We start from the raw sequence: 23,637 nt of genomic DNA on the forward strand, positions 1-23,637 counted from the left end.
GGCGGTTCAGGGAGAATCCGGCGTGGGGACCCAAGCTACTTCTCGGTCGCAAGACCTGGATCCACACGGTCGCCCACGCCGGGCTCTCGGCACCCAAGGTGCCAGATTGGCAAGAGATAAGATCCACGCCATGCGTGGATGACCTCCCTTCAACGCGCCTGCTCGAAGAACATCAGGTAGACCAGCCGCCCATTCTCCGGCCGGTCGCCGAAGGCCGGGCCGGCGGTATGCCAGAACCACGGGCGCAGCAGCACCAGGCGGTTGAAGCGCATCGGGATGCGCATGGTCATTTCCCACTGGCTGTCGTCGACGCTGTCGCGCTCGATGATGTCCCGATGCATGTCGCCGCCGTTGGCGTAGCCCAGCGCAGCCAGATCGTGGGCGTTCAACGCCATGCGCTCGGTGTTGGTGCGGCGATGGCGGAAGAACTCGGTACCCCCTTCGCAGTGCTCCGGGGCGCTGAGGTAGAGGATGCCGGACCAGTGCGAATGGTCGGTGTGCACCTTGGCGCGACCCACATCGCTGGCCAGGGTCAGCCGGAACTTGCCGTGCGACTGCAACGGATTGACCGGCCGCAGCGGCTCGTTGACCAACCGCGACGCGGCCTCGGACAGGCCGTCCAGCTCCAGCCGTTCGAGCGAATTACGCCCGGGGAATGCTCCCTCCTGCGCCGGGTAGGTCAGGCCCAACCCGGCCTGGCGCAGGCCGTGTGCATCGGCTGGAGAGAGGAAGTCGTCGACGACGATGAACGAGGTAGGCATGGTCTGCGAGCGTAGCGACGCGGCGCCATGGCGGCAACCGGACAACAAAAAAACCCCGCCTCGCGGCGGGGTTTTTCCGTGCATCGGGGAGACGCGCCGGCCAGGGCCGGCAACGTCCGACGCGGGCGTGCACCTTAGAAGTCCATGCCGCCCATGCCACCCATGCCGCCCATGCCACCGGCGCCGCCCATGGCCGGCTCGTCCTTCTTCGGAGCTTCGGCAACCATGGCTTCGGTGGTGATCATCAGGCCAGCGATCGAGGCCGCGTTCTGCAGCGCCGAACGGGTCACCTTGGTCGGGTCCAGGATGCCGAACTGCAGCATGTCGCCGAACTCGCCGGTAGCGGCGTTGTAGCCGAAGCTGCCGGTGCCTTCCTTGACCTTGTTGATGATGACCGACGGCTCGTCACCGGCGTTGGCAACGATCTCGCGCAGCGGGGCTTCCATCGCACGCAGGGCGATCTGGATGCCGTGGTTCTGGTCTTCGTTGGCGCCCTTCAGGCCGGCCAGCGCGGTGATCGCGCGGACCAGGGCGACGCCGCCGCCCGGAACCACGCCTTCTTCAACGGCCGCACGGGTGGCGTGCAGGGCGTCGTCGACGCGATCCTTCTTTTCCTTCATTTCGATTTCGGTCGAGGCGCCGACCTTGATCACGGCAACACCGCCGGCCAGCTTGGCCACGCGTTCCTGCAGCTTCTCGCGGTCGTAATCCGAGGAGGTGTCCTGGATCTGGGTCTTGATCTGCGCCACGCGTGCATCAACGTTGGCCTTGTCGCCGACGCCGTCGATGATGGTGGTGTTCTCCTTGGAGACCTGCACCTTCTTGGCGCGACCCAGGTCCTTGATGGTGGCCTTCTCCAGCGACAGGCCGACTTCTTCGGAGATCACGGTGCCGCCGGTCAGCACGGCCATGTCTTCCAGCATCGCCTTGCGACGGTCGCCGAAGCCCGGGGCCTTGACGGCCACGACCTTGACGATGCCACGGATGGTGTTGACGACCAGGGTGGCCAGCGCTTCGCCTTCAACTTCCTCGGCCACGATCAGCAGCGGCTTGCCGGCCTTGGCGACGCCTTCCAGCACCGGCAGCAGGTCACGGACGTTGGAGATCTTCTTGTCGTGCAGCAGGATGAACGGGTCATCCAGGTCAGCGGTCTGCGACTGCTGGTTGTTGATGAAGTACGGCGACAGGTAGCCGCGGTCGAACTGCATGCCCTTGACCACGTCCAGCTCGTTGTCCAGGCCCGAGCCTTCTTCAACGGTGATGACGCCTTCCTTGCCGACTTCCTTCATCGCGTCAGCGATGATCTGGCCGATCGACTCGTCCGAGTTGGCCGAGATGGTACCGACCTGGGCGATCGCCTTGTCGTCGGCGGTCGGCTTGGAGATGTTCTTCAGCTCGGCGACGGCGGCCGAAACGGCCTTGTCGATACCGCGCTTGAGGTCCATCGGGTTCATGCCGGCGGCAACGGCCTTGGCGCCTTCGCGGATCAGGGCCTGGGCCAGCACGGTGGCGGTGGTGGTGCCGTCGCCGGCATCGTCGTTGGTGCGCGAAGCAACTTCCTTCACCATCTGCGCGCCCATGTTCTCGAACTTGTCAGCCAGTTCGATTTCCTTGGCGACGGAGACGCCGTCCTTGGTGATGGTCGGGGCGCCGAAGCTCTTTTCCAGCACGACGTTGCGGCCCTTCGGGCCCAGGGTGGCCTTGACGGCATTGGCGAGAACGTTGACGCCGCGCACCATGCGCGAACGGGCGTCTTCACCGAAACGAATATCCTTGGCAGCCATTGCATTTACCTCATTGGTAGCGCCGGACGATGCCCGGCGGCTGGGAGTTTGGGATCAGGTTGAAACAGGTCGCGCCGAGGCTCAGCCGATGACGGCGAGCACGTCGTCTTCGCGCAGGACCTTGTATTCGACGCCTTCGCTCTTGTACGAGCTGCCGGCGTACTGGCCATAGATGACCTTGTCGCCGACCTTCAGCGACGGCGCGCGCACGTTGCCGTTGTCCAGCGGCTTGCCCGGGCCGACGGCCACGACCTCACCCTTGGTGGACTTTTCCTTGGCCGAGTCGGGGATGACGATGCCACCGGCGGAGATTTCGTCGGCTTCGATCGGCTTGACCACAACGCGGTCGTGCAGCGGCTTGATGCTCATAGGAGACCTCTTAAGTGATTGATTGGTCTAAAAAAGTCCGGCGATGTTAGCACTCACCCCAGGCGAGTGCCAGAACCGCACGTGAAGAAACCCGACAACGTCGGGAGCAGGGCAGAGATGGAGCCCCGCCGCCCCCTTTCAAGGGCGGAATGAAAAAATTTTTTCCACCCGCGCGCCTCGGCCAAGGCGTCGGTCCTGGACAATTTCGGTGACAAGCGTCGCACTGTCAGATATCTGACGTTCATTTACGACAAAGTGTCACTGGATCGGCCTTAGGCTCGGTCACGCATTCCCAATCACAAGGAGTAGTCGATGCGATTGCTGTCCCCGCTTGCCGCCGCCTGCCTGCTGGCACTGGCCGCGGCGCCGGCCCAGGCCGAGGTCTTCATCAACGAACTGCACTACGACGACAGCACCGCCGCCGGTGACGTCGGCGAAGCCATCGAAGTGGTCGCTACCGCAGGTGAAGACCTGTCCGGCTACCGCCTCTACCTCTACAACGGCAGCAATCCTTCGGCCGCCACGGTCTACGCCAACAACCCGGTCCCGGCCGGCACCGCCGCCGGTTGCGGCAGCGCCAGCATCGCCGTGGTCAACTACCCGACCAACGGCATCCAGAACGGCCCGAACGACGGCATCGCCCTGGTCGACGCCAGCGGCAAGGTGGTCCAGTTCCTCAGCTACGAGGGCGCCATCACCGCCTCCGGTGGCCCTGCCGCCGGCATGACCAGCCAGAACATTCCGGTGGCCGAGACCAACAGCACGGCCCCCGGCACCTCGTTGCAGCTGACCGGCAGCGGCAGCCAGTACGCCCACTTCACCTGGGCCGAGTCGGCCAGGCAGACCTTCGGCAGCTGCAACAACGGCCAGACCTTCAGTGGCGGCGGCACCCCGGGCCCGAACACGCCGCCGTCGGTGTCCACCACCACCCCGGCGCAGGGCAGCAGCACCTTCCCGGCCGCCGCCGATCTGGAAGTGGTGTTCAGCGAAACCGTGAACCTCGCCAGCGGCGCCTTCGCGCTGAGCTGCGGTACCTCCGGCAGCGTGCCGCTGACCTTCCCGGCCAGCGGGCGCAGCGTGAAGCTGTCCACCAACACCGCGCTGGTGGCCGGTGAAGCCTGCCGCTTCGACATCCGCGCCGCGCGCATCACCGACCTGCAGGGCGCACACCCGGCGGCCGACAGCCGCATCGCCTTCACCGTGGCCAGCACCGGCGGCAATCCGGACCCGGGCAACCCGGGTGTGCCGGCCGGCTACTACTCCAAGGTCAACACCTCCAGCCCGAGCCAGCTGCGCTGCTCGCTGCACGCGACAATCAAGGGCCACACCGCCTACCCGTACAGCGGCTCGGGCACCAGTACCTGGACCATCCTGGAGATCGCGGACGAGGACCCGAACAACCCGAACCGCATCCTCGACGCGTATCGCAACCGCAGCTACGCCAAGGTGACCGATCGCGCCGGCAGCGGCAGTGGCCTGAAGTACAACCGCGAGCACACCTGGCCGAACTCGCTGGGTTTTGCCACCACCACGGGTGACAAGGGCCTGCCGTACGCGCCGTATACCGACACCCACATGCTGTACCTGACCGATGCACAGTGGAACGCCGACCGTGGCAACAAGCCGTTCGGCAAGTGCGACGCCAGCTGCGGCGAGCGCGCCACCGAGGCCAACAACGGCCAGGGTGGCGGCAGTGGTGGCTATCCGGGCAACTCCAACTGGGTGCGCACGCCGGACGGCAACACCGGCACGTTCGAGGTGTGGGGCAAGCGCAAGGGCGACATGGCGCGTGCGGTGATGTACATGGCGATCCGCTACGAGGGCGGCAAGGATGCAGCCACTGGCCAGTCCGAGCCGGACCTGGAGCTGACCGACGACCGCAGCAGGATCGTCAAGACCAGCAGCTCACCGGCCTACATGGGCCTACTGTCGACGCTGATCGACTGGCACCTGTCCGATCCGCCGGATGATGCCGAGCGTGCGCGCAATGACGTGATCTACAGCTTCCAGGGCAACCGCAACCCGTTCATCGACCACCCCGAGTGGGCGACCCCTGGCCTGTTCACCTCGGCCAAGCCGGCCACCTGCCAGCTGGCCAACTGACCGCGCAACGCAGCGGTCCACGGCCGCCGCCGGGTCCTGACCCGGCGGCGGCCCTATACTCGACGGTCATGTCGACCGTCGATCCCGTCCTGCTGCTGTTGACCACCTGCCCGGACCGGGCCAGCGCCGAGCGCATCGCGCACACGCTGGTTGGCGAGCGCCTGGCCGCGTGCGTGACCCGCCTCGATGGCGCGCAGTCGACCTACCGCTGGCAGGGCGAGGTGACCACCGACGCCGAGCTGCAGCTGCTGGTGAAGACCACCGCGAGTCGCGTCGATGACGCAATCGCCCGGATCGTCGAACTGCATCCGTATGAACTCCCGGAGTGCATCGCGGTCGAAACCCGGGCCGGCCTGCCGGCGTATCTGGACTGGATCCGGGCACAGACCCGGGAGGACACTGATTGAAGACTCTGTTTGCGCGTGGCGCCGCCCTGTGCGCCCTGTTGTGGCTCTCGCTGCCGGCGTTCGCCCTGGATGAGAAAGACCTGCTGCCGGTGGACCAGGCGTTCGCGCTGACCGCCACCGCCCCCGAACGTGGCCAGGTGCAACTGCAGTTCAAGATCGCGCCCGGCTATTACCTGTATCGCCACCGCACCAGCGTCAAGGCCGACCCGGCCTTCAATGCCGGCGCGCTGCAGATGCCCAAGGGCGACAAGCACCACGACGATTTCTTCGGCGAGGTCGAAACCTATCGCGAGCGCCTGCAGGCCACCCTGCCCGGCACGCCGACCGAGGCCGCCGGCACCATCAGTCTGGAAGTGCGTTACCAGGGCTGCGCAGATGCCGGTGTCTGCTACCCGCCGCAGAAGCGCGTGGTGCAGGTCACCCTGCCTGGCAGCGGTGCACAGGCGGCGGCCCCGGCCGGCCGCGCCGGTGCGGCCAGTCCGTTCAACAACCCACTGGCCGGTGCCGGCAACAGCGGCGGCCTGCGCCTGCCGGGTGCCGCCAGCAACAGCCAGGCGCTGCCGCTGCCGTCGGAACAGGCGTTCGGCTTCGATGCCATCGCCAGCGACGGCAACACCCTGCTGCTGCGCTTCAGCCCGGCACCGGGCTACTACCTGTATCGCGACCGCACCTCGCTGAAGCTGGAAGGCAGCACCGGCGTGCAGGCCGGCACGCCGCGTTGGCCAGCCGCGCAGTCGCATCGCGACGAGCACTTCGGCGATGTCTCGGTGTACTTCAACCAGGTGGAAGTGCCGCTGCCGTTGCGGCGCACGGTTGCCGACGCGGTTGACGGCACCCTCGTGGTGACCTTCCAGGGCTGCCAGACCGATGGCATCTGCTACCCGCCAATGACCCGCCGGGTGAAGCTGTCGATCCCGGCCGGCAAGGTCAGCGCCAGCGCCGACCAGGCACCGCCGCGCAACGAGGTAATCAGCCCGTTGGCTGTGGCGCCACGCGAAGGCGCCAACGGCGCCCCCCTGCGCCTGCTGCCGACGGTGCCCAATACGGACGCCGCCCCCCCGGCCGTCGCAGGCACCGTGGACGGCAATGAATTCGCCGCCGATGCGCGCGGTGACAACGCGCTGCGTACGCGCCCGCCGGCGACCACACCGAACCCGGACCGTTCGTTCGTCTGGGTGCTGCTGCTGGCGCTGGCCGGCGGCCTGGTGCTGAACCTGATGCCCTGCGTGCTGCCGATCCTGTCGCTGAAGGTCCTGAGCCTGGCGCAGAGTGGCGAAAGCCCGCAGCGCGCACGCAGCCACGCGCTCTGGTATACCTTGGGCGTGCTGGTCGCATTCGCGGTGATCGGTGCGTTGATGGTGGGCCTGCGCGCAATCGGCAACGCCGTCGGCATCGGCTTCCAGCTGCAGCACCCGGGCGTGGTGGCGGCGCTGGCCTACATCATGTTCGCGGTAGGCCTGAGCCTGTCCGGCGTGTTCACCCTGGGCGGCGGCATCGGCAACCTGGGCCAGTCGCTGGCCAGCCGCAGCGGCCCGGCCGGTGACTTCTTCACCGGTGCGCTGGCCTGCGTGGTCGGCAGTGCCTGCGTCGGCCCGTTCATGGGTGGCGCGATTGCCTACGCGTTCATTGCCCCGCCGCTGAAGGCGATGACCGTGTTCCTGTTCCTCGGCCTGGGCCTGGCGCTGCCGTTCCTGCTGATCGGCTTCGTGCCGGCGCTGGCGCGCCGCCTGCCCAAGCCCGGCCCGTGGATGGAAACGCTCAAGCACGTGCTGGCCTTCCCGATGTACGCCACCGCGCTGTGGCTGCTGTGGGTGCTGGGCAAGCAACGCGGCGTGGACGGCATGGCGCTGGTGCTGGGTGGCCTGTTGCTGTTCGCCTTCGGCCTGTGGCTGTTCGAGCGCAACCGCTGGACCGGCTCGCGTGCGGTGACCCTGCTCGGCGTGCTGCTGGCGATCGGCGCATTGGTACCGGCCTGGGGCGTGACCCAGCTGGCAGCGCCGGCACGCGCCGCACAGGCCGCCAGCGACAACGTGGTGGAGTATTCGCCGCAGTTGCTGGACCGCCTGCGCGCCGACAACCGCGTGGTGTTCGTCAACATGACCGCCGACTGGTGCGTGAGCTGCAAGGCCAACGAGCGCGCCGTGCTGTCGCGGCCGGAGTTCAAGGACCTGCTCAAGCGCACCAACGCGGTGTACATGCGCGGTGACTACACCAACGTCGATCCGCAGATCACCACGTTCCTGGAAGAGCACAAGGCCGTCGGCGTGCCGCTGTACGTGGTGTACGGCCCCGGCGCACCGCCGACCGTGCTGCCGACCCTGCTGACCCAGGCGGTAGTCGAAGAAGCGCTGCTGCGCACCGCGCGATGAAGTGGCAACGGCCAGCGCTGCTGTGGACAGCGGTGCTGGCCGCCGGCCTCGGCCTGTGGGCCGGGCATCGATTGGCTCCTGCGCCGGTTGCGCCTGAGGCCATGCCAGCGGCGCCTGCTGTGGCGGCTGCGGCACCTGCCCTGCAGGTCGGCGACAGCCTGCCCGCGCTGTCGCTGCCCGATCTTGAAGGCCGGCCGCTGGACCTGCGCCAGCACGCTGGCGGTCGCCCGCTGTTGATCAATGTCTGGGCCAGCTGGTGCGCGCCCTGCGTTGAAGAAATGCCCGAACTGGCGCGTTTCGCACATATCCAGGGCGAGCACGGTGTGCAGGTGCTGGGACTGGCGCTGGATACGCCGGAGGACGTGCGCGGTTTCCTGCAGCGGGTACCGGTGGATTATCCGATCGTGATCGAGACCCCGGGGCCGCGCGATGCCAGCGTGCAGCTGGGCAATACACAGGGCCTGCTGCCCTACAGCGTGCTGTTCGATGCGCAGGGGCGGCTGGTGAAGGCCAAGCTGGGACCGTTCGCCCACGGCGAGATCGACAGCTGGGTGAAGTGAGGGTGTTTTTTGCAGGGCTTGCAGCCCTGCACCCTGCTCAATGCAACGGCAACAGCCAAAGCCAAAGCGGGCATTCCGTGGGATGGCGGGGCGGTGTCGGAGTGCGGGGACGCTGCAAGTACGTCCCTGTAAGCTTGGCAGCAGCATCCATGCGGCTGACACCCCGCACTCCGACACCGCCCCGCCTCTGACAGATCTTCGCGGCTGTTGGTAGGTGTCGACCTTGGTCGACACATCTGTCAGATATCGATATTCAGAACGGAATCAGACCCCGTGCCGACCAAAGCAGAACGCCGTTCCGACAGATCGCAGGAAACTGTCGAAGGCGGGGTGGGTCCGGTTGCGGGGGTGTCCGCGGCATGGATGCCGCGGCCAAGGCTACAGGGACGTACTTGCGCCGTCCCCCGCAACCGGACCCGCCCCGCCTCCTCACAGGAAACCTGCTGTTGCTTCGGCTGTTGCTTCTGAGGTTGCCGGCCAGCGGCCGGCACTACCGCGGGTGCCGGGCGCCGCCCGGCCGATACCCCCAGCTTGACCGCAGCCGGGGCGCCACGGAGAATTCCGCGACTAATTCTCATTTGCTGTTGCGCAGGATGCGGGCGGCAGCCTTCCAGGCCCTCCTCCTTCCATGTTCAAGAACGTCCTGTTCCAACTGCACTGGCTGCTGGGCATCACCGCCGGTGCCGTATTGGCCGTGATGGGCCTCAGCGGCGCCGTGCTGTCCTTCGAGGACGAACTGCTGCGCGCGGCCAACCCCGGCTTCGCCGAAATCGCCGAGCACCATGCCGACGGCCAGCTTCCGCTTCAACTCAGCGAACTGGTGCCGCTGCTGCAGGCCGGCAGTGATCGCCCCCTGCAGCGCCTGCGCGTGGACGCCACCGGGCAGCGGCCTTCGGTGGCACGCTTCGCTGGTGGCAAGGAACACTGGGTCTACTTCGACCCGTACAGCGGCGAGCGCTTCAGTGCCTTGCGTGGGCAGGCGTTCTTCGACTTCGTCGAGGACCTGCACCGCCACCTCGCCGCGGGCGAGCGCGGCAAGTGGATCACCGGCAGCTGTGCGATCGCGCTGCTGTTCTTCACCCTGTCCGGTCTTTACCTGCGCTGGCCGCGGCGCTGGTGGCGCTGGCGCAGCTGGCTGGCGGTGGAATGGAAACGCAGCGGCCGCGGCTTCCTGTGGAGCCTGCACTCGGTGGTCGGCACCTGGATGCTGCTGATCTACCTGATGAGTGCGCTGACCGGCCTGTGGTGGTCCTTCGACTGGTATCGCAGTGCCGCCAATACGCTGCTGGGCGTCGCACCGGCCGCCAAGCACAAGGTCGCCACCGGCGCCGCCCTGAACCTGGAGCACATCGAAGCCACGCTGTATGCCCTGCCCGGCGTGCACACCGGCTACATCGACCTGCGCCTGCCGGAAAAGCCTGGCCAGGCGCTCAACGTGCGGGTGATGGCTGGCGATCCGTCACAGCGCGGTGGCCACCATGACCGTGCACATGATCTGCTGCAGCTGGATCCGGCCAGCGGGGCAATCCTCGATTCGCGCCCCTACGCGCGCCAGCGCGCCGGCGCGCAGCTGGCCACCAGCGTGTTCGCATTGCACTCGGGCAGCTACTTCGGCATGCCCGGGCGTGTCGTGGTAATGCTCAGCAGTCTGGCCATGAGCCTGTTCTTCATCACCGGCTGGATGCTGTACCTGGACCGCCGCCGCAGCCAGCGTGCCGCGCGCGGGCTGCGCCGGTCGCTGCCGGTTGCCAGCGATGATGGCCGCGCACCTTGGCTGGTCGTGCATGCCAGCCAGAGCGGGCTGGGCGAGCAGCTGGCCTGGCGTGCCGCCGCGCAGCTGCAGGCCGCTGGCCATGGCGTGCAGGTACTGCCATTGGCCCGGGTCGATGCCACGCAGCTCGCGCGCACTGCACAGGCATTGTTCGTGCTGAGCACCTTCGGCGATGGCGAGCCGCCGGATGCGGCACGGGGCGCTGCGCGGCGGCTGCTGGCACAAGCGCCCGATCTGTCGGGCCTGCAGTTCGGCCTGCTCGCCCTGGGTGACCGCCAGTACCCGCATTACTGCGGCTTTGGCCGCCAATTCGATGGCTGGCTGCTGGGCAACGGCGCACGTGCGCTGTTCGAGCGCATCGATGTCGATGCCGCCGCGATACCGGCGCTGCGCCAGTGGCAGCAACATCTCGGCGCGCTGACCGGCATCGCCACCGATGACAGCGTGTTGCCGGCCGCGACGCAGATGCACGAGTGGCGCCTGCTCGGCCGTGACCGCCTCAATCCAGGCAGCGTGGGCGGCGCCATCTGGCGCATCCGTCTTGCGCCACCGGCCGATGTGCAGTGGCAGGCGGGCGACATCCTGCACATCGCGCCCCGCCACAACGCGCGGCACGCCGCTGCGGTGCTGAAGGCACATGGGCTGGATCCCCAGCAGCCGCTGCTGATTGACGGCCAGCCGCGCACGCTGTTGGCGCTGGCCAGCGAGCGCGAGCTGCCCGATGCCGATGCTGCGCTGGCGGTGCAGGATGCGTGCCTCTGGCTGGCAGGGCTGCCACTGCTGCCGGGGCGCGAGTACTCCATCGCATCCTGTACGGATGACGGTGCGGTCGAACTGGTGGTGCGGCTGGTCCATGACGAAACCGGACGCACCGGCCTGGGTTCGGGCTGGCTGTCGCTGCATGCGCCGGTCGGTGCCAGCATCGTGGCCCGCGTGCACCGCAACCCCGGTTTCCATCGCGTTGGCGGTGCGCCGATGGTGCTGATCGGCAATGGCACCGGCATCGCGGGCCTGCGCAGCCTGCTGCGCGAAGCCGCGCATGCAGGTGAGCACGGGCACTGGCTGCTGTTCGGCGAACGCCAGCGCGCGCACGACTTCCTGTTCGCCGATGAGATCGAAGCGTGGCAGGCCGATGGCCATCTCGCGCGGGTGGACCTGGCGTTCTCGCGCGATGGTGAGGGCGGCTATGTGCAGGATCGCCTGCGTGCAGCAGCCGATGCCCTGCGCGACTGGATGCAGCGTGGTGCGGTCATCCACGTCTGCGGTTCGCTGCTGGGCATGGCCGGAGGCGTGGACCAGGTGCTGCGCGAAGCGCTGGGTGATGAAGAAGTGGAAACGCTGCTGGAGACCGGGCGCTACCGTCGCGACGTGTATTGAGCCACAAGGGTAGTACCGGCCGCCGGCCGGCATGATCAGGGGCGTGCCGGCCAGCGGCCGGCACTACCGGAGCACGATCAGGCCGCAGCGCGCGCCTGTGGCATCGACTGCAACTGGAACGCGCCCACCGCTTCGGTCAGCGCGTGTACCTGCGCCTGCATCTGCGCGGTGGAGGCACCAGCCTCTTCCACCAGGCTGGCGTTGCGCTGGGTGCTGGCTTCCATCTGCACGATGGTCTGCTTCACCTGCGCGATGCCGGCATGCTGGTCCTGCGACGCACTGCGGATACCGGCCAGCAGCTCGGCCAGCTGCTGCACGCTGCCAACGATCTCGCCCATCGTGATGCCCGCCTGCTCGGCCTGCTGGTTGCCCTGGCCAACACGCGCCACCGAATCCTCGATCAGTCCTTTGATCTGCTTGGCCGCTTCGGCACTGCGCTGGGCCAGCAGGCGCACTTCCGCAGCCACCACGGCGAAGCTGCGGCCCTGCTCACCTGCACGCGCGGCTTCCACCGCGGCATTCAGCGCGAGGATGTTGGTCTGGAAAGCGATGCCATCGATCAGCTGGGTGATGTCGCCGATCCGCCGCGAGGCCTCGCTGATGCCATGCATGGTCGCGACCACCTGGCCGACGGCCTCGCCACCGCGCTGGGCCACCGCGGCCGCCCCCTGCACCAGGGCATCGGCGCGGCCCGCGGCATCGGCATTGCGGCCAACGGTGTCGGTCAACTCGTGCATCGACGCTGCCGTCTCTTCCAGGTTGGCCGCCTGCTGTTCGGTACGCTGCGACAGATCATGGTGCCCGGCAACGATCTCACCAACGCCGGTGTCGAGGCTGGACGTCGCCTGCTGGATGCGGGTGACGATGCGGCCCAGTTGCGCGACCGTGGCGTTGGCATCGTCGCGCATGCGTGCGAACACGCCCTGCAGCTCACCTTCCATGCGCACGCTGAGGTCACCACGGGCCAGCGCCGCCAGAAGCGCCTGCAGATCGCCGAGGTTGGTCTCGAAGGTCGCAAGCAGGCGGTTGATGCTGGTCGACAACGTGCGCACGAAGCCCTGTTTTCCCTCCAGCGCGATGCGGCCGTGCAGGTCGCCATGTGCGGCGGCATCGACCAGTGCTGCCACTTCGGTTTCCAGCAGCGTTTCCAGCGCGCGGCTGCGCCACTCCACTGCCACGCCGAGGAAATGCCCTTCGTCGGTGATGGCATTGGCGATCAACTGGTAGCGGACGCCGGCATGACCGATCTCGCGCTCCTCGCGCTGGCGCACGCCAGCCAGGCTGGCCAGTGCCGGATGCAGGCGTACCGCATCGCTCCCCACCAGATCTTCAAGCCGGAGTGCAAGCTGCTCCAGCAGCGCCGGATTGGCGTACGCCACCAGGCCTTCGGCATCGATCACCATCAAGCCGGCCTGTGCGCTGTCCAATGCCTGGCGCACGCGGGTGTTGCCGCGGGCCACCGCACGCTCGGTCTCGATGCGCGCGCGCAGGCGCTGCTGCATGTCGACCAGGCGCTGGGCCAGCTGGCCGATTTCATCGTTGGCGTTGTAGACGCGCAGGGTGGTGTCGAGGCGGTCGTCGGCGATGTCGCTGGCGAAACGCAGGGTGTCCTGGATCGGCTGCCGCACCGCACGCAGCACCAGCACCAGGCTGGTGATCAGCACGCCGGCCACCAGCAGCAGGGTCAGTGCGAACAGCACGCTCATGGTGCGCGCGCCGGCCTGCTGGCGTGCCTGCGCCCCGGCCAGCGCCGCCACCTGTGCCTGCTGGAATGCGGCCAACGCCGGCGCTACGCCCGTGGCGGTATCCAGCAGCGACTGCGCTTCCACATCCAGGCCGACGCGGGCAGCGGTATACCCCAGCAGTGCGGCCTGATACGCCTCCATCCCGGTGCGCAGGGTGTCCTGCACATCCGCAGGCAGGCCCGCCAGCGCGAGGTCGAACGGCAGCTTCTCCTCGCTGGCGCGGTCGGCGTGGGTGGAATCACCGTCGAGCAGCAGCAGTGCCTCCTGCCTTCGCATCGTCTGCAGGGACAGCGCCAGCGCGGGCCGCTGCTGCACATCCACCTGCGCCTGCAGGGTGTCGGCGGCCTGCTGCAGCTGCGCAGCGAGGCCGGCATCACCACGGCCCATCTCGTCGACCCGTTCGAACAGGGCGGCCACACCCTGCGAGAACGCGTCGGCGGCTTCGGTCAGCGCCTGCAGGGCCTTGCGCCGGCCAGCATCCATCGGCATCGCGCGCAGCGCCTGCAGATCGGTCTGCAACGCCTTCTGCGTGGCCAACAGCTGCGCGCGGTCGGCATCATCGAAACTGCGTGCATACTGGGTCTGCAGGCGACGCGCTTCGGCCACCCGCGTGGACAGGCTGGCAGCCAGATCGCTGCCGCGCTGGTAGCTGGCCTGGCTGCGCGCAGCCAGTGCGTTGGCACGGCCAGTCCAGGCGTAGACAGCAGCGATCGCCACCAGGCCCAGGCCGCAGATCCACAGTGTGGCCTTGAGCTTGTTGGCCACGCTGAGCCGATGTGGCTGCAGCCAGCGCAGCAGCCCGGGGGACGCCGAGTGCAACGCAGCAAGGCGCGTGCGCAGGGACCGGAGGTGGGGGACAACGGCCGACATGACAGACTCCAGGCGAAAAGACGCACCTGTATCGGCCTGACTCAGGACAACTTTAGCGCCTTCTTCGTCTGCGTCCCCCCATCGCTGGTGGACGCGGCCTTTGTACCGGGTGCAGGCGACGGAGGCATGACACGGCCGCCGCGCTTGACCTCAACCCCGGTTGGGGGAGCACAGTGGACATCCCTCCCCCGCCCGGTGCCTCCATGACGACGCTCGATGTCCCCCGCTACCTGCAGCGCCTGCAGCTGGATGCGCCGCCACCGCGGACTCTGGCCGGCCTGACCCTGCTGCAGCAGCGCCACAACGCACTGCTGCCCTTCGAGACCCTCAGCTGCCTGCTGCGCGATGCGGTGCCGATCGACCTGGACAGCGTGCAGCGCAAGCTGCTCGACGAGCGCCGCGGTGGTTACTGCTTCGAACTCAATGGCGGGTTGCTGGCGCTGCTGCAGGCATTGGGCTTCGATGCGCAGCCATTGAGCGCGCGGGTACTGCTGGCCGCCCAGGACGGCGAACTGACCGCGCGTACCCACCTGCTGCTGCGCGTGAACGTAGACAGCGGCGACTGGCTGGTGGATGCCGGTTTCGGCAGCCTGACCCCGACCGTGCCGCTGCGCCTGCATGATCCGCAGCCGCAGGCCACGCCGCACGAACGCTATCTGCTGCAGCGCCTGCCCGACGACGGTGATTTCGTGCTGTCGGCCGAGTCCAACGATGGTTGGCGGGCGATGTATCGGTTCGACCTGCAGGCGCCGGCACCGATCGACAACGTGGTGGGCAACTGGTACGTATGCACCCATCCCGATTCCAGTTTCCCCGGGCAGCTGCGCGCGTCGCTGACCGGGCCGGACTGGCGCCGCACCATCGGCAGCGGCAACTACACCGAGTATCGTCCCGGGCAGGCACCGGACAAGCGCCCGCTGCATGATGTGGGTGATGTGCGTGCCGTGCTGCAACAGCGCTTCGGCATGCAGCTACCGGACGACCCGCGACTGGACCCGGCCATCAATGACTGGCTGCAGCGCTCGCGCGCCGCGACCTTGTAGGGCCGAGCCCATGCTCGGCTGAGCTGGAGCGGCTGGGCCAACAGCAGCCGAGCGTGGTCCCGGCTCTACAGAGCTGCGCGCGCCTGCAGCGCAATGCGGTTGCCTTCGCTGTCGCGGATCTCGGCCACGCGCCAGTCGCCCGCATCGGCGGGTCCGAAGCACAGCTCGGCGCCCGCTTGCAGTGCTCGCTCCAGGCTCGCATCCAGGTCATCGACGCCGATGTAGACGCGCGCCCCCTGTTCGGAAGGCCGGTAGTCCGCGCCGAGCACCAGCGCAATGCTGGCACCGGCGGCCTCATCGGAGAACGGCAGGTAGGCCATCCGGCAGTCGTGCAGCACCACAGGTTCGTCCACCGCGACCTGCAGCCACCGCTGGTAGAACGTGATGGCACGGTCCAGGTCACTGGCCGGGATTTCCACATGCAGGATCGGGTTCACTGGCACTCCTTGCTCGGTCCACTCAGATGATGCGCAGGGTAATCGCCTTCAGCACCGCACGGGTGCGATCGCGGGTGCCCAGCTTGTCGAGTATGGCGGACACGTAGTTCTTCACCGTGCCCTCGGCCAGGAACAGGCTGCGCGCGATCTCCTTGTTGCTGTAGCCACCGGCCAGCAAGCGCAGGATCGCCACCTCGCGTTCCCCGAAGGTATCGGTGGGCGGTGCTTCATCGTGGAAGCGGTAGCGGGCGCGTACCGGCTCGGTGCTGACCGGCAGCAGCAGGGTTTCACCTGCGGCGACGCGCTCGATCGCCTCGCGCAGGTCTGCGGGTGCGGCGTCCTTGAGCAGGAAGCCCTGTGCGCCGGCCTCGCTGGCACGCAGCAGCAGATCACTTTCATCAAAGGTCGTCAGCAGCAGCCACGGCGTGGCATCGCCGCGCGCGCGCAGCTGGCGCACTGCTTCGATGCCGTCCATCCCGGGCATGCGGATGTCACTGAGCACAACATCCACGCGCTGGGTGGACAGCGCGTCCAGCAACGCCTGGCCCTCCTCGGCCTCCAGCGCCACGTCCACGCCCAACCCCTGCAACAACGCACGCAGCCCGGCGCGGACCAGCGCCTGGTCGTCGGCCAGGGCAACACGGATCGCGCTGCCGTTCATGCCGGCACCCAGGCGGTCAGGTGCATGCCGCCCTGTGCGGTGCGGGCCAGTTCCAACTGGCCACGCACTGCGGCCAGGCGCTCACGCATGCCGGCGATGCCGTTGCCCTCGCGGATACGCTCGGCGCGCTGGCCGTCGTCACGGATGTCGATACGCAACCGGGAATCCTCCTCGTTGATCGTCAGCCATACGGTGTCTGCGTTGCCATGCCGGGCGGCATTGGTCAGCGCTTCCTGTACCAGGCGCAGCACGGTCTCGGCCATCAGCGGGTCAACCACGCGCACGCACTCGCCGATCTGCAGCTGCAGCTTCGGGCGCGGGAACGGCGCGGCCAGCGCGTGCAATGCGGTGGCCAGATCGAGGCCGCGATCATCGCGCATCGATTGCACCACCTGGCGGATGTCGGCCAGCAACTCGCCGGACAGCTGCTCGGCCAGCACCAATCCTTCGCGCTTGGCCAGCACAGGGTCGGCCGCAAGGGCACGCAGGTTCAAGCGCATCGCGGTGAGCTTGTGCCCGGCCACATCGTGCAGTTCGCGGGCCAGGCGCAGGCGCTCGGCGTCGCGTGCACTGTCGGCCAGCAGCGCGCGGGTAGCCAGCAGGTCGGCATTGACGCGGGCCAGGTCATCGCGGGCCAGCGCCGTGCTGCGGGCATAGTGTGCGGTCAGTGCGGCGAAGGCCTGGAAGCCGCCATAGAGCAGCACCACCAGCAGCGGCTGGCTGAAGCCGCTGTGGCGCAGCACGAGATACATGGCGAGGTTGGCCAGCAGTGCAACAGCCAGCACGAAGCGCGGTGGCCAATGCTCGGCCAGCTGCGCCACCAGCACCACCAGCAGTACCGGTGCGGTGCCGGTACGCGGCTGCAGCGCAACCAGCACGAGCGCCAGCAACGCCTGCAACACCGCCGCGACAGCGCGCACGCGGGATGGCACCGACGCCCAGCCGTGCACCACGAACAGCAGCAAGAACACGGCAAGCAGCAGCAGGCTCAGCCCGGCACCGTTGCGCTGCACCGCGAATGACAGGCCCACCACCAGCACGGTGGCCAGGCCGGCGAGGCTGAGGGGACGCAACAGATGGCGGAACAGGCTGGGCATGGCCAGATGCTGACCGCCGCACACGCCGGCGGCAATGGGTCTGGCGCCGAAAGTGACTTCTGGCACGTCGAATCGATGACCACTGGCCCTGAACCCGGTGCAGCGCCGCACGCAGACTGGCGCCACACCGCCACACACTTCCGGAGCCACTGCCATGATCCGCACCGCCCTGCTCAGCACCGCCCTGACTGCCCTGGCCCTGGCCGGCAGTGCCCACGCCGCCGACCTGGCCGTGACCGTGCACGACGTCCGTGTGCAGACCGGCACCCTGCGCGTTGCGCTGGTCGACAGCGCCGCCGCCTGGGACGGCAAGGCCAGGCCCGTGCAGGCCCAGCAGGCGGCGCCCAGCGGCGACAGCGCCCACTTCACGTTCAAGGGCGTTCCGGCCGGCAGCTATGCCGTGCTGCTCACCCACGACGAGAACGACAACGGCAAGCTCGACACCAACCTGGTCGGGATGCCGGTGGAGGGCTACGGCTTCAGCAACAATCCGCAGGTGATGCGCAAGCCGACCTTCGACGAGGCGCGCGTCGACCTGCCGGCCGCCGGCATCGCCATCGACATCACCCTGCGCTGATTCCTGCATCCAGACCCGAGGCCACCATGGACCGTCGCCGCTTCCTTCGTACCCTGCTCAGCAGCAGTGCCTGTCTGGCCCTGGGCACCACCGCGCTGCGCAGCGCTCCCGCCTTCGCCGGCGACCCGGCGCGGTTCGCGCAGGGCATGCAGGAACACCCGTGGCTGCTCGGCTGGCGCAGCGTCGGCAGCGAAAGCCTCGGCCCGGCCACCGTGCAGTTGCAGGGAAAGCTGCCGTCAGGCCTGGCTGGCACGCTGTACCGCAACGGTCCGGCGTGGACCGAGCGCGATGGCTTCCGCTACGACCACTGGTTCGACGGCGACGGCATGGTGCATGGCTGGCGCTTCAATGGTGATGGCAGCCTGACCCATCACGGGCGCATGGTCGCCACGCCGAAATTCACCCGTGAACAGAAGGCCGGCCGCTTCCAGTATCCGGCCGCCGGCACCAGCGTTCCCGGTGCGCTGGCGGTACGCAACAACGATGATGCCAACGTGGCCAACACCTCGGTGACGATGATCAATGGCCGCCTGTTCGCCCTGTGCGAATCCGGTTCGGCGTTCGAAGTGGACCCGGATTCGCTGCAGACGCTTGGCCCTGTCACCTGGCGTCCGGACCTGGCGGCGCTGCCGTTCTCGGCGCACCCGCTGGCCGACCGCGACGGCAGCCTCTGGAACTTCGGCTCGATCAGCCTGATGGGGGGCCATGGCCTGCTGGTCTGGCACATCGGTGCGGACGGCCAGCTGCGCAGCGCCAATGTGATCGAAACACCCGAGCATGGCTACCTGCATGCCTTCGCGATGACCGACCAGCACCTGGTGTTCGTGATGATGCCGTTCGATTTCACCGGCGCAGGTGGCAGCTTCTTCGAGCGCATGCAGTTCGCACCGCAGCGTCCGGTGCGCATCGCGGTGGTCGCCAAGTATGCCCCGGACAAGGCGCAATGGTTCGAGGCCCCGTTCGCGGCGATCTACCACTTCGGCGACGCGTTCACCCGCGATGGCGGCATCGTGCTGCGCGCAGTGCGCCACGACGACATCAACGAGGCGCGCTCGCCGATGAAGGAAGCGATGGCCGGTGATGGCGCACACGCGGCCAACAGTGGCGCCAGCCTGGTCGAGCTGCATCTGGACCTGCGTCGTGGACAGGCCCGCTGGCAGACGTTGGGCATCAGCGCCGTGGAGTTCCCGTTGTTCGACCCGCGCTCGGCGAACACACGTGGCGCACGGCTGTATGCGCCGACCATCGACGGCACGGCCACTGCGCCGTACTTCAACGCGGTGGCCGCGTTCGAGATCGAGCACGGACGCCGCCAGCTCTGGAACTACGGGGCGGACATCATGGCCGAAGAGCATGTGTTCGTACCGCGCCCGGGCAGCCGCAACGCCGATGACGGCTGGCTGATCGGCACCCTGCTCGATCCGGTGAACCAGCGCAGCGGTCTGGCCGTGCTGGATGCGCGCCATGTGGATGACGGTCCGCTGGCCCAGGCGTGGCTGCCGTATGCGGTGCCACTGGGCTTCCACGGCACCTTCGCCGCGCGCGGCTGAGTCCACGCCACGCGGACAGCGTTGTTGGCATGCTGGGTCTCCCCTGCCCCGTGGAGTCCTGCATGTCCCTGGCCGACCACCGACGTACGCTGGCACCGCACGGTTTCCTGCGCGTGGCGATCAACCTGGGCAACCCGGTGCTGGCACAGGGCGATGCGCGCTCACCGCGCGGCCCCTCGCTGGAACTGGCTACCGCGTTGGCGCAACGGATGGGGGTGCAGGCACGCTTCACCTGCCACGGTGCCGCAGCCTCGGTGGTCGCCGCAGCGGGCGAAGACGGCTGGGATCTGGCCTTCCTGGCGATCGATCCGGCGCGTGCCGACCGCATCGCCTTCAGCGCTCCGTATGTGGAGATCGAAGGCACTTACCTGGTGCGCGAAGACAGCCCGGCGCAGCAAGTGGCCGACCTCGACCGCGACGGACTGCGCATCGCGGTGGGGCGTGGCGCGGCCTATGACCTGTTCCTGAGCCGGGAACTGCGCCATGCCACGATCGAGCGGGCGGACACCTCGGCAGCGGCCATCGCCCTGTTCGACCAGCACGGCCTGGATGCCGCCGCCGGTGTACGCCAGCCGCTGGCGGCCTGGGCGAAGGCACATCCCGGCCATCGGGTGCTGGCCGATCGCTTCACCGCGATCCAGCAGGCAGTGGCGGCACCGGCCTCACGCCCCGCCGATGCGCTGCGGGCGCTGTTTGAGGAAGTGGAAGCGATCAAGGCGGGCCCGTTGCTGGAGGAAGCGTTCGCGCGTGCCGGGCAGGCGGTCACCCTGGTGCAGTGACTGTAGAGTCGAGATCGAGCACCGCGCGGCGTTACAGATGCGCGTCCGCCATGTGCTGCACATGCTCGGCGGCCTGCGCATGCAGCCAGTCGCGGAACGCGAGGAAGCCGCGATGGCTGGCCGAGCGCTGCGGGTACACCAGCCAATGCGGCCACGCCGTCTTCAGGCGCTGGCTGGACAGCGCGACCAGCTGGCCGGATTCCAGCAGCAGACGTGCCCGGGTAACCCGGCCAAGGGCCACGCCTACGCCATCCAGTGCGGCGCGATGGTGCGCCTCCGAATCATCCAGCACCGCCACGAAGCGCGATGGCGGGCTCTGCCCGCTCAACGCGAACCAGGCGCCCCACGCGCCGTCGGGATCACCGAGCAGCGGCCACTGGGTCAGCGGTACACGGTCGATGCCCCCAATGCGCTCGATCAGCGCGGGGCTCGCCATCGGCACCAGCCACTCGTCGAACAGCGGTTCCACCACCAGGCCCGGCCATTGCCCGCTGCCCAGCCGCAGCGCGGCGTCGAACTGGCGCTGCCGCTCGAAATCAATCAGGCGCTCACTCGACTGCAGGTTGATCTCGATCTGCGGGTGCTCAGCCACGAAGTGACCCAGGCGCGGCACCAGCCAGGCCGATGCCATCGATGGCACCGCACTGATCGTCAGCACGTGCTCGGCACGCGCGGCATAGGGCTGGAAGGCTTCGTTTATCGCATCCAGATGCGGCCCCACCTGCTCGAGCAGGCGCTGCCCCTCAAGGGTAAGGGTGATACCACGCGGCTGGCGGATCAGCAGCGGCTGCCCGAGCCGTTCTTCCAGCTGCCTCATCTGGTGGCTGAGCGCGCTGACGGTCAGGTTCATCGACGCCGCCGCGCGCGACAGGTTGCCAAGCCGGGCGGCAGCCACGAAGCCTTGGAGGGCATGGAGCGGAGGGCGGGACATAAGGCTTGAAATTCTCTCAAGTCATGCTTGCGGAAATGTCGCTTTTTGCCCGTCCATGCTGCTCGTATCGTGCAATCCACTCAAGTGGAGGCACGCTCATGAACATCTTCGGCGGCTTGTTGTTCCTGCAGGGCCACGTGGCCAGCGCCGAGCTGGCACGCCAGCTGGCCAGCCCGTCCACACCTGCCCCGCAGTGCGCGCGGCAACCGGCCGTGCCGGTTCAGCCGCCGCGAACCCGTTGAACGCTCCTCAACCTGCATACCAGCGTTGGACGTGCTCAGGCAGCCATGGGATCGGATCGATGTCCAATGCCCGACAACCGTCGAGGGTGTCACGCAGCGCGCCCTCGCCGGGGCCACCGGGAATCCGCAGGCCTTCCTCTTCGGGAAGCTGCACCGCAGCCCAGTCGTGCAGCCGGTCCATGCGCAGGCGAAGGGCGGCTCGCAGCCACCCCTTCAGTGGATAGCAGCGATAGCCCTGTTCGCCCAGGCCGGCAACCGCAAGCGACAAAGCGTGGTTGGCACCACGTACCCATTCGGTGCGGCCTCCAGCCTTGTCCTGGACCGTCATCGGCGCCGGCGCGCGGTGCGCCTTGAACGGCGAACGCAGCTGCAGCTCCAGATCCCGCGCATCGCGCTCGCTTTCCGCTTCCACCAGCGCACCGGCGTCGAGATCGAAGAACTCGAACCAACGCCGGTGCAATGCGCTGATGCGCCCAAGCGGATCACGTGAGAAACCAATCTTCGCGTAGTCTTCCCACGCACAGGGGAAGACGCAGGCGAAGACACGACCGTCGATGCGGATATCCGACTGCATGTGCGCAGGCTGCCTCGACAACAGCCCGCGTGCAAACGGGCGTTACCGTGGACGCTGCAGCGCTTCCTGCACTGCGGCAGCCACGTCGGTATTGTCGATGTAGCTGCCGTCGTTCCAGCGCACGTGCTGACGGTAGCCGGCATCGACGCCCCGCACGCGCTTGCCCAGCAGCTCCGCGCCGGCGCCCCTGGCCCACAGCGGCACCAGCGCGTTGGAGTGGTTGCCGGTGGGGCGGAAGCTGATTCCGGGCATGCGGCCGCGACCGTTGTTGCGTACCGGCGCGAAAGCCACGTTCTGTGCATCCGGGCCCATCGGCATGCTGTTGTCGTGGTCGGTGGTGACGATCAACAGGTTGCGCTCCCAGCCACCGTTGCGCTCGATCCAGTCGACCACCGCCGCCACCGCGTCATTGAACTCCACGGTTTCTTCGATCAGCCGGCCATGCTGCGGCTGATCGCTGCACTGGCCGTAATGCCATTCGGTGCCGCACGCGCTGGTATGTGCGGCCCAGTCGGTGGCGCCGCCTTCCACCATCAGGAACAGCCCCTTGGACGAGCGCTGCTGCAGGAACTGCAGTGCGCCACGCGTCATGGTCGCCAGATCAGGCACGCTGTCGATCTTCCTCACTCCCGAGGGCGTGCCTGCATCCTTGCCCAGCACCTGCAGCTGGCGCGCCTGCTGCAGTGTGTTGGCCACGCGCGGTACACCGATCAGCGGCCGGTCGGCCGGCAACCGTCCCTGCGCCAGTGCGGCGAACGCTTCCTTGCTGCGGATCAGGCGCCACGGTCCCGCCGGATTGCCGCCGATGGTGCTGCCCGCTTCCAGCTGCTGCCAATCCTGCTGCGACACCCACTCCCATGGATTCACACAGCCCTCCGCCTTCGCCGCGTCCGTACCTTCATGGCAGGCGCGGCCGTCGACGCTGTAGCCCGGGCCACCCGTGCCCATCACCAGGTCCATGTGGCCCTGCGCCAGCATCTGGTGTGCGATGGCGTGATAGTTGCTGCGCGATTCGTTCTGCGCCGCGAACGCGGCCGGCGTGGCATGCGCGAACGGCACCGAGGTGACCACGCCGGTGGCCATGCCCAGGCGCTTGGCGCGCAGCGTATTGAACTCGACCGGCTGGCCATCGTTGTTGAAGTTGATGGCGTTGTTGTAGGTCTTGATCCCCGAGGACAGCGCAGTGCCCGCCGCCGCACTGTCGGTAGCCACCGCGGCCAGGTACTGGTAGCCCGCAAAGGGCAGGTCCTGCGCAGGAACCGGCGCGTCATCCCAGGCCTTGCCCGGGTCGTAGCCAAGCGTCTGCGCGTTGTCACCGGTCGGCTGGCTGCTCGCGTTCAACGGAAAGGTGGTCACCGCCAGGCGCAGTGGGAAATCCGCATAGGGTGCGCCTTCACGGCTGCCGTACTGCCAGTAGGCGGCGGCGTCCCAGGTACCCCAGCCGGCACCGTCGTTGATCATCACGATCACATTGAGCGGACCGGCTTCGGCGGTGGAAACAGCCTCGGCGCGCAGGTTGGGCCGGCAGCCGCCAAGTGCGGCCAGCGCGAGCAGCAACGAAGAATGAAGCCAGCGGCGTGGAATGCGTGCAGTCATCGGATGTCCCGTCGGGCCATCGGCGGCCCACAAT

20 protein-coding genes are annotated in these 23,637 nt (G+C 68.0%); 10 read left to right on the top strand and 10 right to left on the bottom strand.

From position 1 onward, the window contains the following. Positions 1-149: 149 nt before the first annotated feature. From AC5P68_RS16920 to AC5P68_RS16930, 3 genes are all read right to left on the bottom strand, one after another. The gene (locus AC5P68_RS16920; protein ID WP_164076438.1) at positions 150-761 is read right to left on the bottom strand and encodes a DUF6445 family protein; all 612 of its coding nucleotides are present in this window, start codon (positions 759-761) and stop codon (positions 150-152) included. A gap of 134 nt (positions 762-895) precedes the next feature. Continuing rightward, positions 896-2,545: a chaperonin GroEL gene (gene groL / locus AC5P68_RS16925; RefSeq protein ID WP_005411226.1), complete on the bottom strand. Its 1,650-nt coding sequence runs from the start codon at positions 2,543-2,545 to the stop codon at positions 896-898. Positions 2,546-2,626: 81 nt separating this feature from the next. Then, complete coding sequence (locus AC5P68_RS16930) at positions 2,627-2,914, bottom strand: co-chaperone GroES (protein ID WP_005411227.1); 288 nt, start codon at positions 2,912-2,914, stop codon at positions 2,627-2,629. A gap of 312 nt (positions 2,915-3,226) precedes the next feature. Between AC5P68_RS16930 and AC5P68_RS16935 the strand changes: the two genes are divergently transcribed. The 5 genes from AC5P68_RS16935 to AC5P68_RS16955 all read left to right on the top strand — a co-directional run bounded on the left by AC5P68_RS16935 (position 3,227) and on the right by AC5P68_RS16955 (position 11,501). After that, entirely contained in the window at positions 3,227-5,017 is a 1,791-nt protein-coding gene (locus AC5P68_RS16935) for an endonuclease (RefSeq protein WP_005414629.1), read from the top strand. Positions 5,018-5,085: 68 nt separating this feature from the next. Continuing rightward, positions 5,086-5,424, top strand: a complete 339-nt coding sequence (cutA, locus tag AC5P68_RS16940; protein WP_033834043.1) for a divalent-cation tolerance protein CutA — start codon at positions 5,086-5,088, stop codon at positions 5,422-5,424. After that, positions 5,421-7,793 carry a protein-disulfide reductase DsbD family protein gene (locus AC5P68_RS16945; RefSeq protein WP_033834044.1) on the top strand — a complete coding sequence of 791 codons (2,373 nt, stop codon included), beginning with the start codon at positions 5,421-5,423 and terminating at the stop codon, positions 7,791-7,793. Before cutA ends, AC5P68_RS16945 begins: the two co-directional genes overlap by 4 nt. After that, on the top strand, positions 7,790-8,353 hold the full coding sequence (locus tag AC5P68_RS16950) for a TlpA family protein disulfide reductase (protein WP_005411231.1): 564 nt from the start codon (positions 7,790-7,792) through the stop codon (positions 8,351-8,353). The genes AC5P68_RS16945 and AC5P68_RS16950 overlap by 4 nt, the downstream gene beginning before the upstream one ends. Before the next feature lie 628 nt (positions 8,354-8,981). Further along, positions 8,982-11,501 carry a PepSY domain-containing protein gene (locus AC5P68_RS16955; RefSeq protein WP_288419009.1) on the top strand — a complete coding sequence of 840 codons (2,520 nt, stop codon included), beginning with the start codon at positions 8,982-8,984 and terminating at the stop codon, positions 11,499-11,501. Positions 11,502-11,578: 77 nt separating this feature from the next. Here the strand turns inward: AC5P68_RS16955 and AC5P68_RS16960 are convergent, their stop codons facing one another. Further along, complete coding sequence (locus AC5P68_RS16960; protein ID WP_033834046.1) at positions 11,579-14,116, bottom strand: methyl-accepting chemotaxis protein; 2,538 nt, start codon at positions 14,114-14,116, stop codon at positions 11,579-11,581. A gap of 203 nt (positions 14,117-14,319) precedes the next feature. On the opposite strand from AC5P68_RS16960, the gene AC5P68_RS16965 reads away from it, so the two are divergent. Beyond that, on the top strand, positions 14,320-15,159 hold the full coding sequence (locus AC5P68_RS16965) for an arylamine N-acetyltransferase family protein (RefSeq protein WP_231522911.1): 840 nt from the start codon (positions 14,320-14,322) through the stop codon (positions 15,157-15,159). A gap of 65 nt (positions 15,160-15,224) precedes the next feature. Here AC5P68_RS16965 and AC5P68_RS16970 read toward each other — a convergent pair whose 3' ends face one another. From AC5P68_RS16970 to AC5P68_RS16980, 3 genes are read right to left on the bottom strand one after another with little or no spacing between them, the layout of a single operon-like run. Next, positions 15,225-15,596 carry a VOC family protein gene (locus AC5P68_RS16970; protein WP_005411235.1) on the bottom strand — a complete coding sequence of 124 codons (372 nt, stop codon included), beginning with the start codon at positions 15,594-15,596 and terminating at the stop codon, positions 15,225-15,227. Positions 15,597-15,618: 22 nt separating this feature from the next. Further along, a complete protein-coding gene (locus AC5P68_RS16975) occupies positions 15,619-16,257 on the bottom strand; it encodes a response regulator transcription factor (RefSeq protein WP_005411236.1) in 639 nt (212 codons plus the stop codon). Then, positions 16,254-17,354 (bottom strand): sensor histidine kinase, encoded by a 1,101-nt coding sequence (locus tag AC5P68_RS16980; protein WP_288419005.1) that lies wholly within the window; start codon positions 17,352-17,354, stop codon positions 16,254-16,256. Before AC5P68_RS16980 ends, AC5P68_RS16975 begins: the two co-directional genes overlap by 4 nt. A gap of 154 nt (positions 17,355-17,508) precedes the next feature. Between AC5P68_RS16980 and AC5P68_RS16985 the strand changes: the two genes are divergently transcribed. The 3 genes from AC5P68_RS16985 (at position 17,509) to AC5P68_RS16995 (ending at position 20,260) form a co-directional block, all read left to right on the top strand. Continuing rightward, positions 17,509-17,931 carry a DUF2141 domain-containing protein gene (locus tag AC5P68_RS16985; RefSeq protein ID WP_099530442.1) on the top strand — a complete coding sequence of 141 codons (423 nt, stop codon included), beginning with the start codon at positions 17,509-17,511 and terminating at the stop codon, positions 17,929-17,931. A gap of 26 nt (positions 17,932-17,957) precedes the next feature. After that, the gene (locus AC5P68_RS16990; RefSeq protein ID WP_288419002.1) at positions 17,958-19,481 is read left to right on the top strand and encodes a carotenoid oxygenase family protein; all 1,524 of its coding nucleotides are present in this window, start codon (positions 17,958-17,960) and stop codon (positions 19,479-19,481) included. A 62-nt stretch (positions 19,482-19,543) separates the two neighbouring features. Then, positions 19,544-20,260: an ABC transporter substrate-binding protein gene (locus tag AC5P68_RS16995; RefSeq protein ID WP_049433113.1), complete on the top strand. Its 717-nt coding sequence runs from the start codon at positions 19,544-19,546 to the stop codon at positions 20,258-20,260. Positions 20,261-20,291: 31 nt separating this feature from the next. Here AC5P68_RS16995 and AC5P68_RS17000 read toward each other — a convergent pair whose 3' ends face one another. Continuing rightward, on the bottom strand, positions 20,292-21,191 hold the full coding sequence (locus AC5P68_RS17000) for a LysR substrate-binding domain-containing protein (protein WP_288419000.1): 900 nt from the start codon (positions 21,189-21,191) through the stop codon (positions 20,292-20,294). 98 nt (positions 21,192-21,289) lie between these two features. Between AC5P68_RS17000 and AC5P68_RS17005 the strand changes: the two genes are divergently transcribed. Next, positions 21,290-21,433, top strand: a complete 144-nt coding sequence (locus AC5P68_RS17005; RefSeq protein WP_174842251.1) for a hypothetical protein — start codon at positions 21,290-21,292, stop codon at positions 21,431-21,433. A 7-nt stretch (positions 21,434-21,440) separates the two neighbouring features. Here the strand turns inward: AC5P68_RS17005 and AC5P68_RS17010 are convergent, their stop codons facing one another. Then, on the bottom strand, positions 21,441-22,007 hold the full coding sequence (locus AC5P68_RS17010) for a GIY-YIG nuclease family protein (protein WP_288418996.1): 567 nt from the start codon (positions 22,005-22,007) through the stop codon (positions 21,441-21,443). A gap of 42 nt (positions 22,008-22,049) precedes the next feature. Next, complete coding sequence (locus AC5P68_RS17015) at positions 22,050-23,603, bottom strand: alkaline phosphatase (RefSeq protein ID WP_288418994.1); 1,554 nt, start codon at positions 23,601-23,603, stop codon at positions 22,050-22,052. Between the last annotated feature and the right edge of the window lie 34 nt (positions 23,604-23,637).

It is taken from the genome of Stenotrophomonas sp. YJH_SMC_58 (genome assembly GCF_059369635.1).

Bases quoted from the DNA above. Each gene is read 5' to 3' on its own strand.
- AC5P68_RS16920 (WP_164076438.1), bottom strand. From the start codon at position 761: ATGCCTACCTCGTTCATCGTCGTCGACGACTTCCTCTCTCCAGCCGAT.
- groL (WP_005411226.1), bottom strand. From the start codon at position 2,545: ATGGCTGCCAAGGATATTCGTTTCGGTGAAGACGCCCGTTCGCGCATG.
- AC5P68_RS16930 (WP_005411227.1), bottom strand. From the start codon at position 2,914: ATGAGCATCAAGCCGCTGCACGACCGCGTTGTGGTCAAGCCGATCGAA.
- AC5P68_RS16935 (WP_005414629.1), top strand. From the start codon at position 3,227: ATGCGATTGCTGTCCCCGCTTGCCGCCGCCTGCCTGCTGGCACTGGCC.
- cutA (WP_033834043.1), top strand. From the start codon at position 5,086: ATGTCGACCGTCGATCCCGTCCTGCTGCTGTTGACCACCTGCCCGGAC.
- AC5P68_RS16950 (WP_005411231.1), top strand. From the start codon at position 7,790: ATGAAGTGGCAACGGCCAGCGCTGCTGTGGACAGCGGTGCTGGCCGCC.
- AC5P68_RS16955 (WP_288419009.1), top strand. From the start codon at position 8,982: ATGTTCAAGAACGTCCTGTTCCAACTGCACTGGCTGCTGGGCATCACC.
- AC5P68_RS16960 (WP_033834046.1), bottom strand. From the start codon at position 14,116: ATGTCGGCCGTTGTCCCCCACCTCCGGTCCCTGCGCACGCGCCTTGCT.
- AC5P68_RS16965 (WP_231522911.1), top strand. From the start codon at position 14,320: ATGACGACGCTCGATGTCCCCCGCTACCTGCAGCGCCTGCAGCTGGAT.
- AC5P68_RS16975 (WP_005411236.1), bottom strand. From the start codon at position 16,257: ATGAACGGCAGCGCGATCCGTGTTGCCCTGGCCGACGACCAGGCGCTG.
- AC5P68_RS16980 (WP_288419005.1), bottom strand. From the start codon at position 17,354: ATGCCCAGCCTGTTCCGCCATCTGTTGCGTCCCCTCAGCCTCGCCGGC.
- AC5P68_RS16985 (WP_099530442.1), top strand. From the start codon at position 17,509: ATGATCCGCACCGCCCTGCTCAGCACCGCCCTGACTGCCCTGGCCCTG.
- AC5P68_RS16990 (WP_288419002.1), top strand. From the start codon at position 17,958: ATGGACCGTCGCCGCTTCCTTCGTACCCTGCTCAGCAGCAGTGCCTGT.
- AC5P68_RS16995 (WP_049433113.1), top strand. From the start codon at position 19,544: ATGTCCCTGGCCGACCACCGACGTACGCTGGCACCGCACGGTTTCCTG.
- AC5P68_RS17000 (WP_288419000.1), bottom strand. From the start codon at position 21,191: ATGTCCCGCCCTCCGCTCCATGCCCTCCAAGGCTTCGTGGCTGCCGCC.
- AC5P68_RS17005 (WP_174842251.1), top strand. From the start codon at position 21,290: ATGAACATCTTCGGCGGCTTGTTGTTCCTGCAGGGCCACGTGGCCAGC.
- AC5P68_RS17010 (WP_288418996.1), bottom strand. From the start codon at position 22,007: ATGCAGTCGGATATCCGCATCGACGGTCGTGTCTTCGCCTGCGTCTTC.
- AC5P68_RS17015 (WP_288418994.1), bottom strand. From the start codon at position 23,603: ATGACTGCACGCATTCCACGCCGCTGGCTTCATTCTTCGTTGCTGCTC.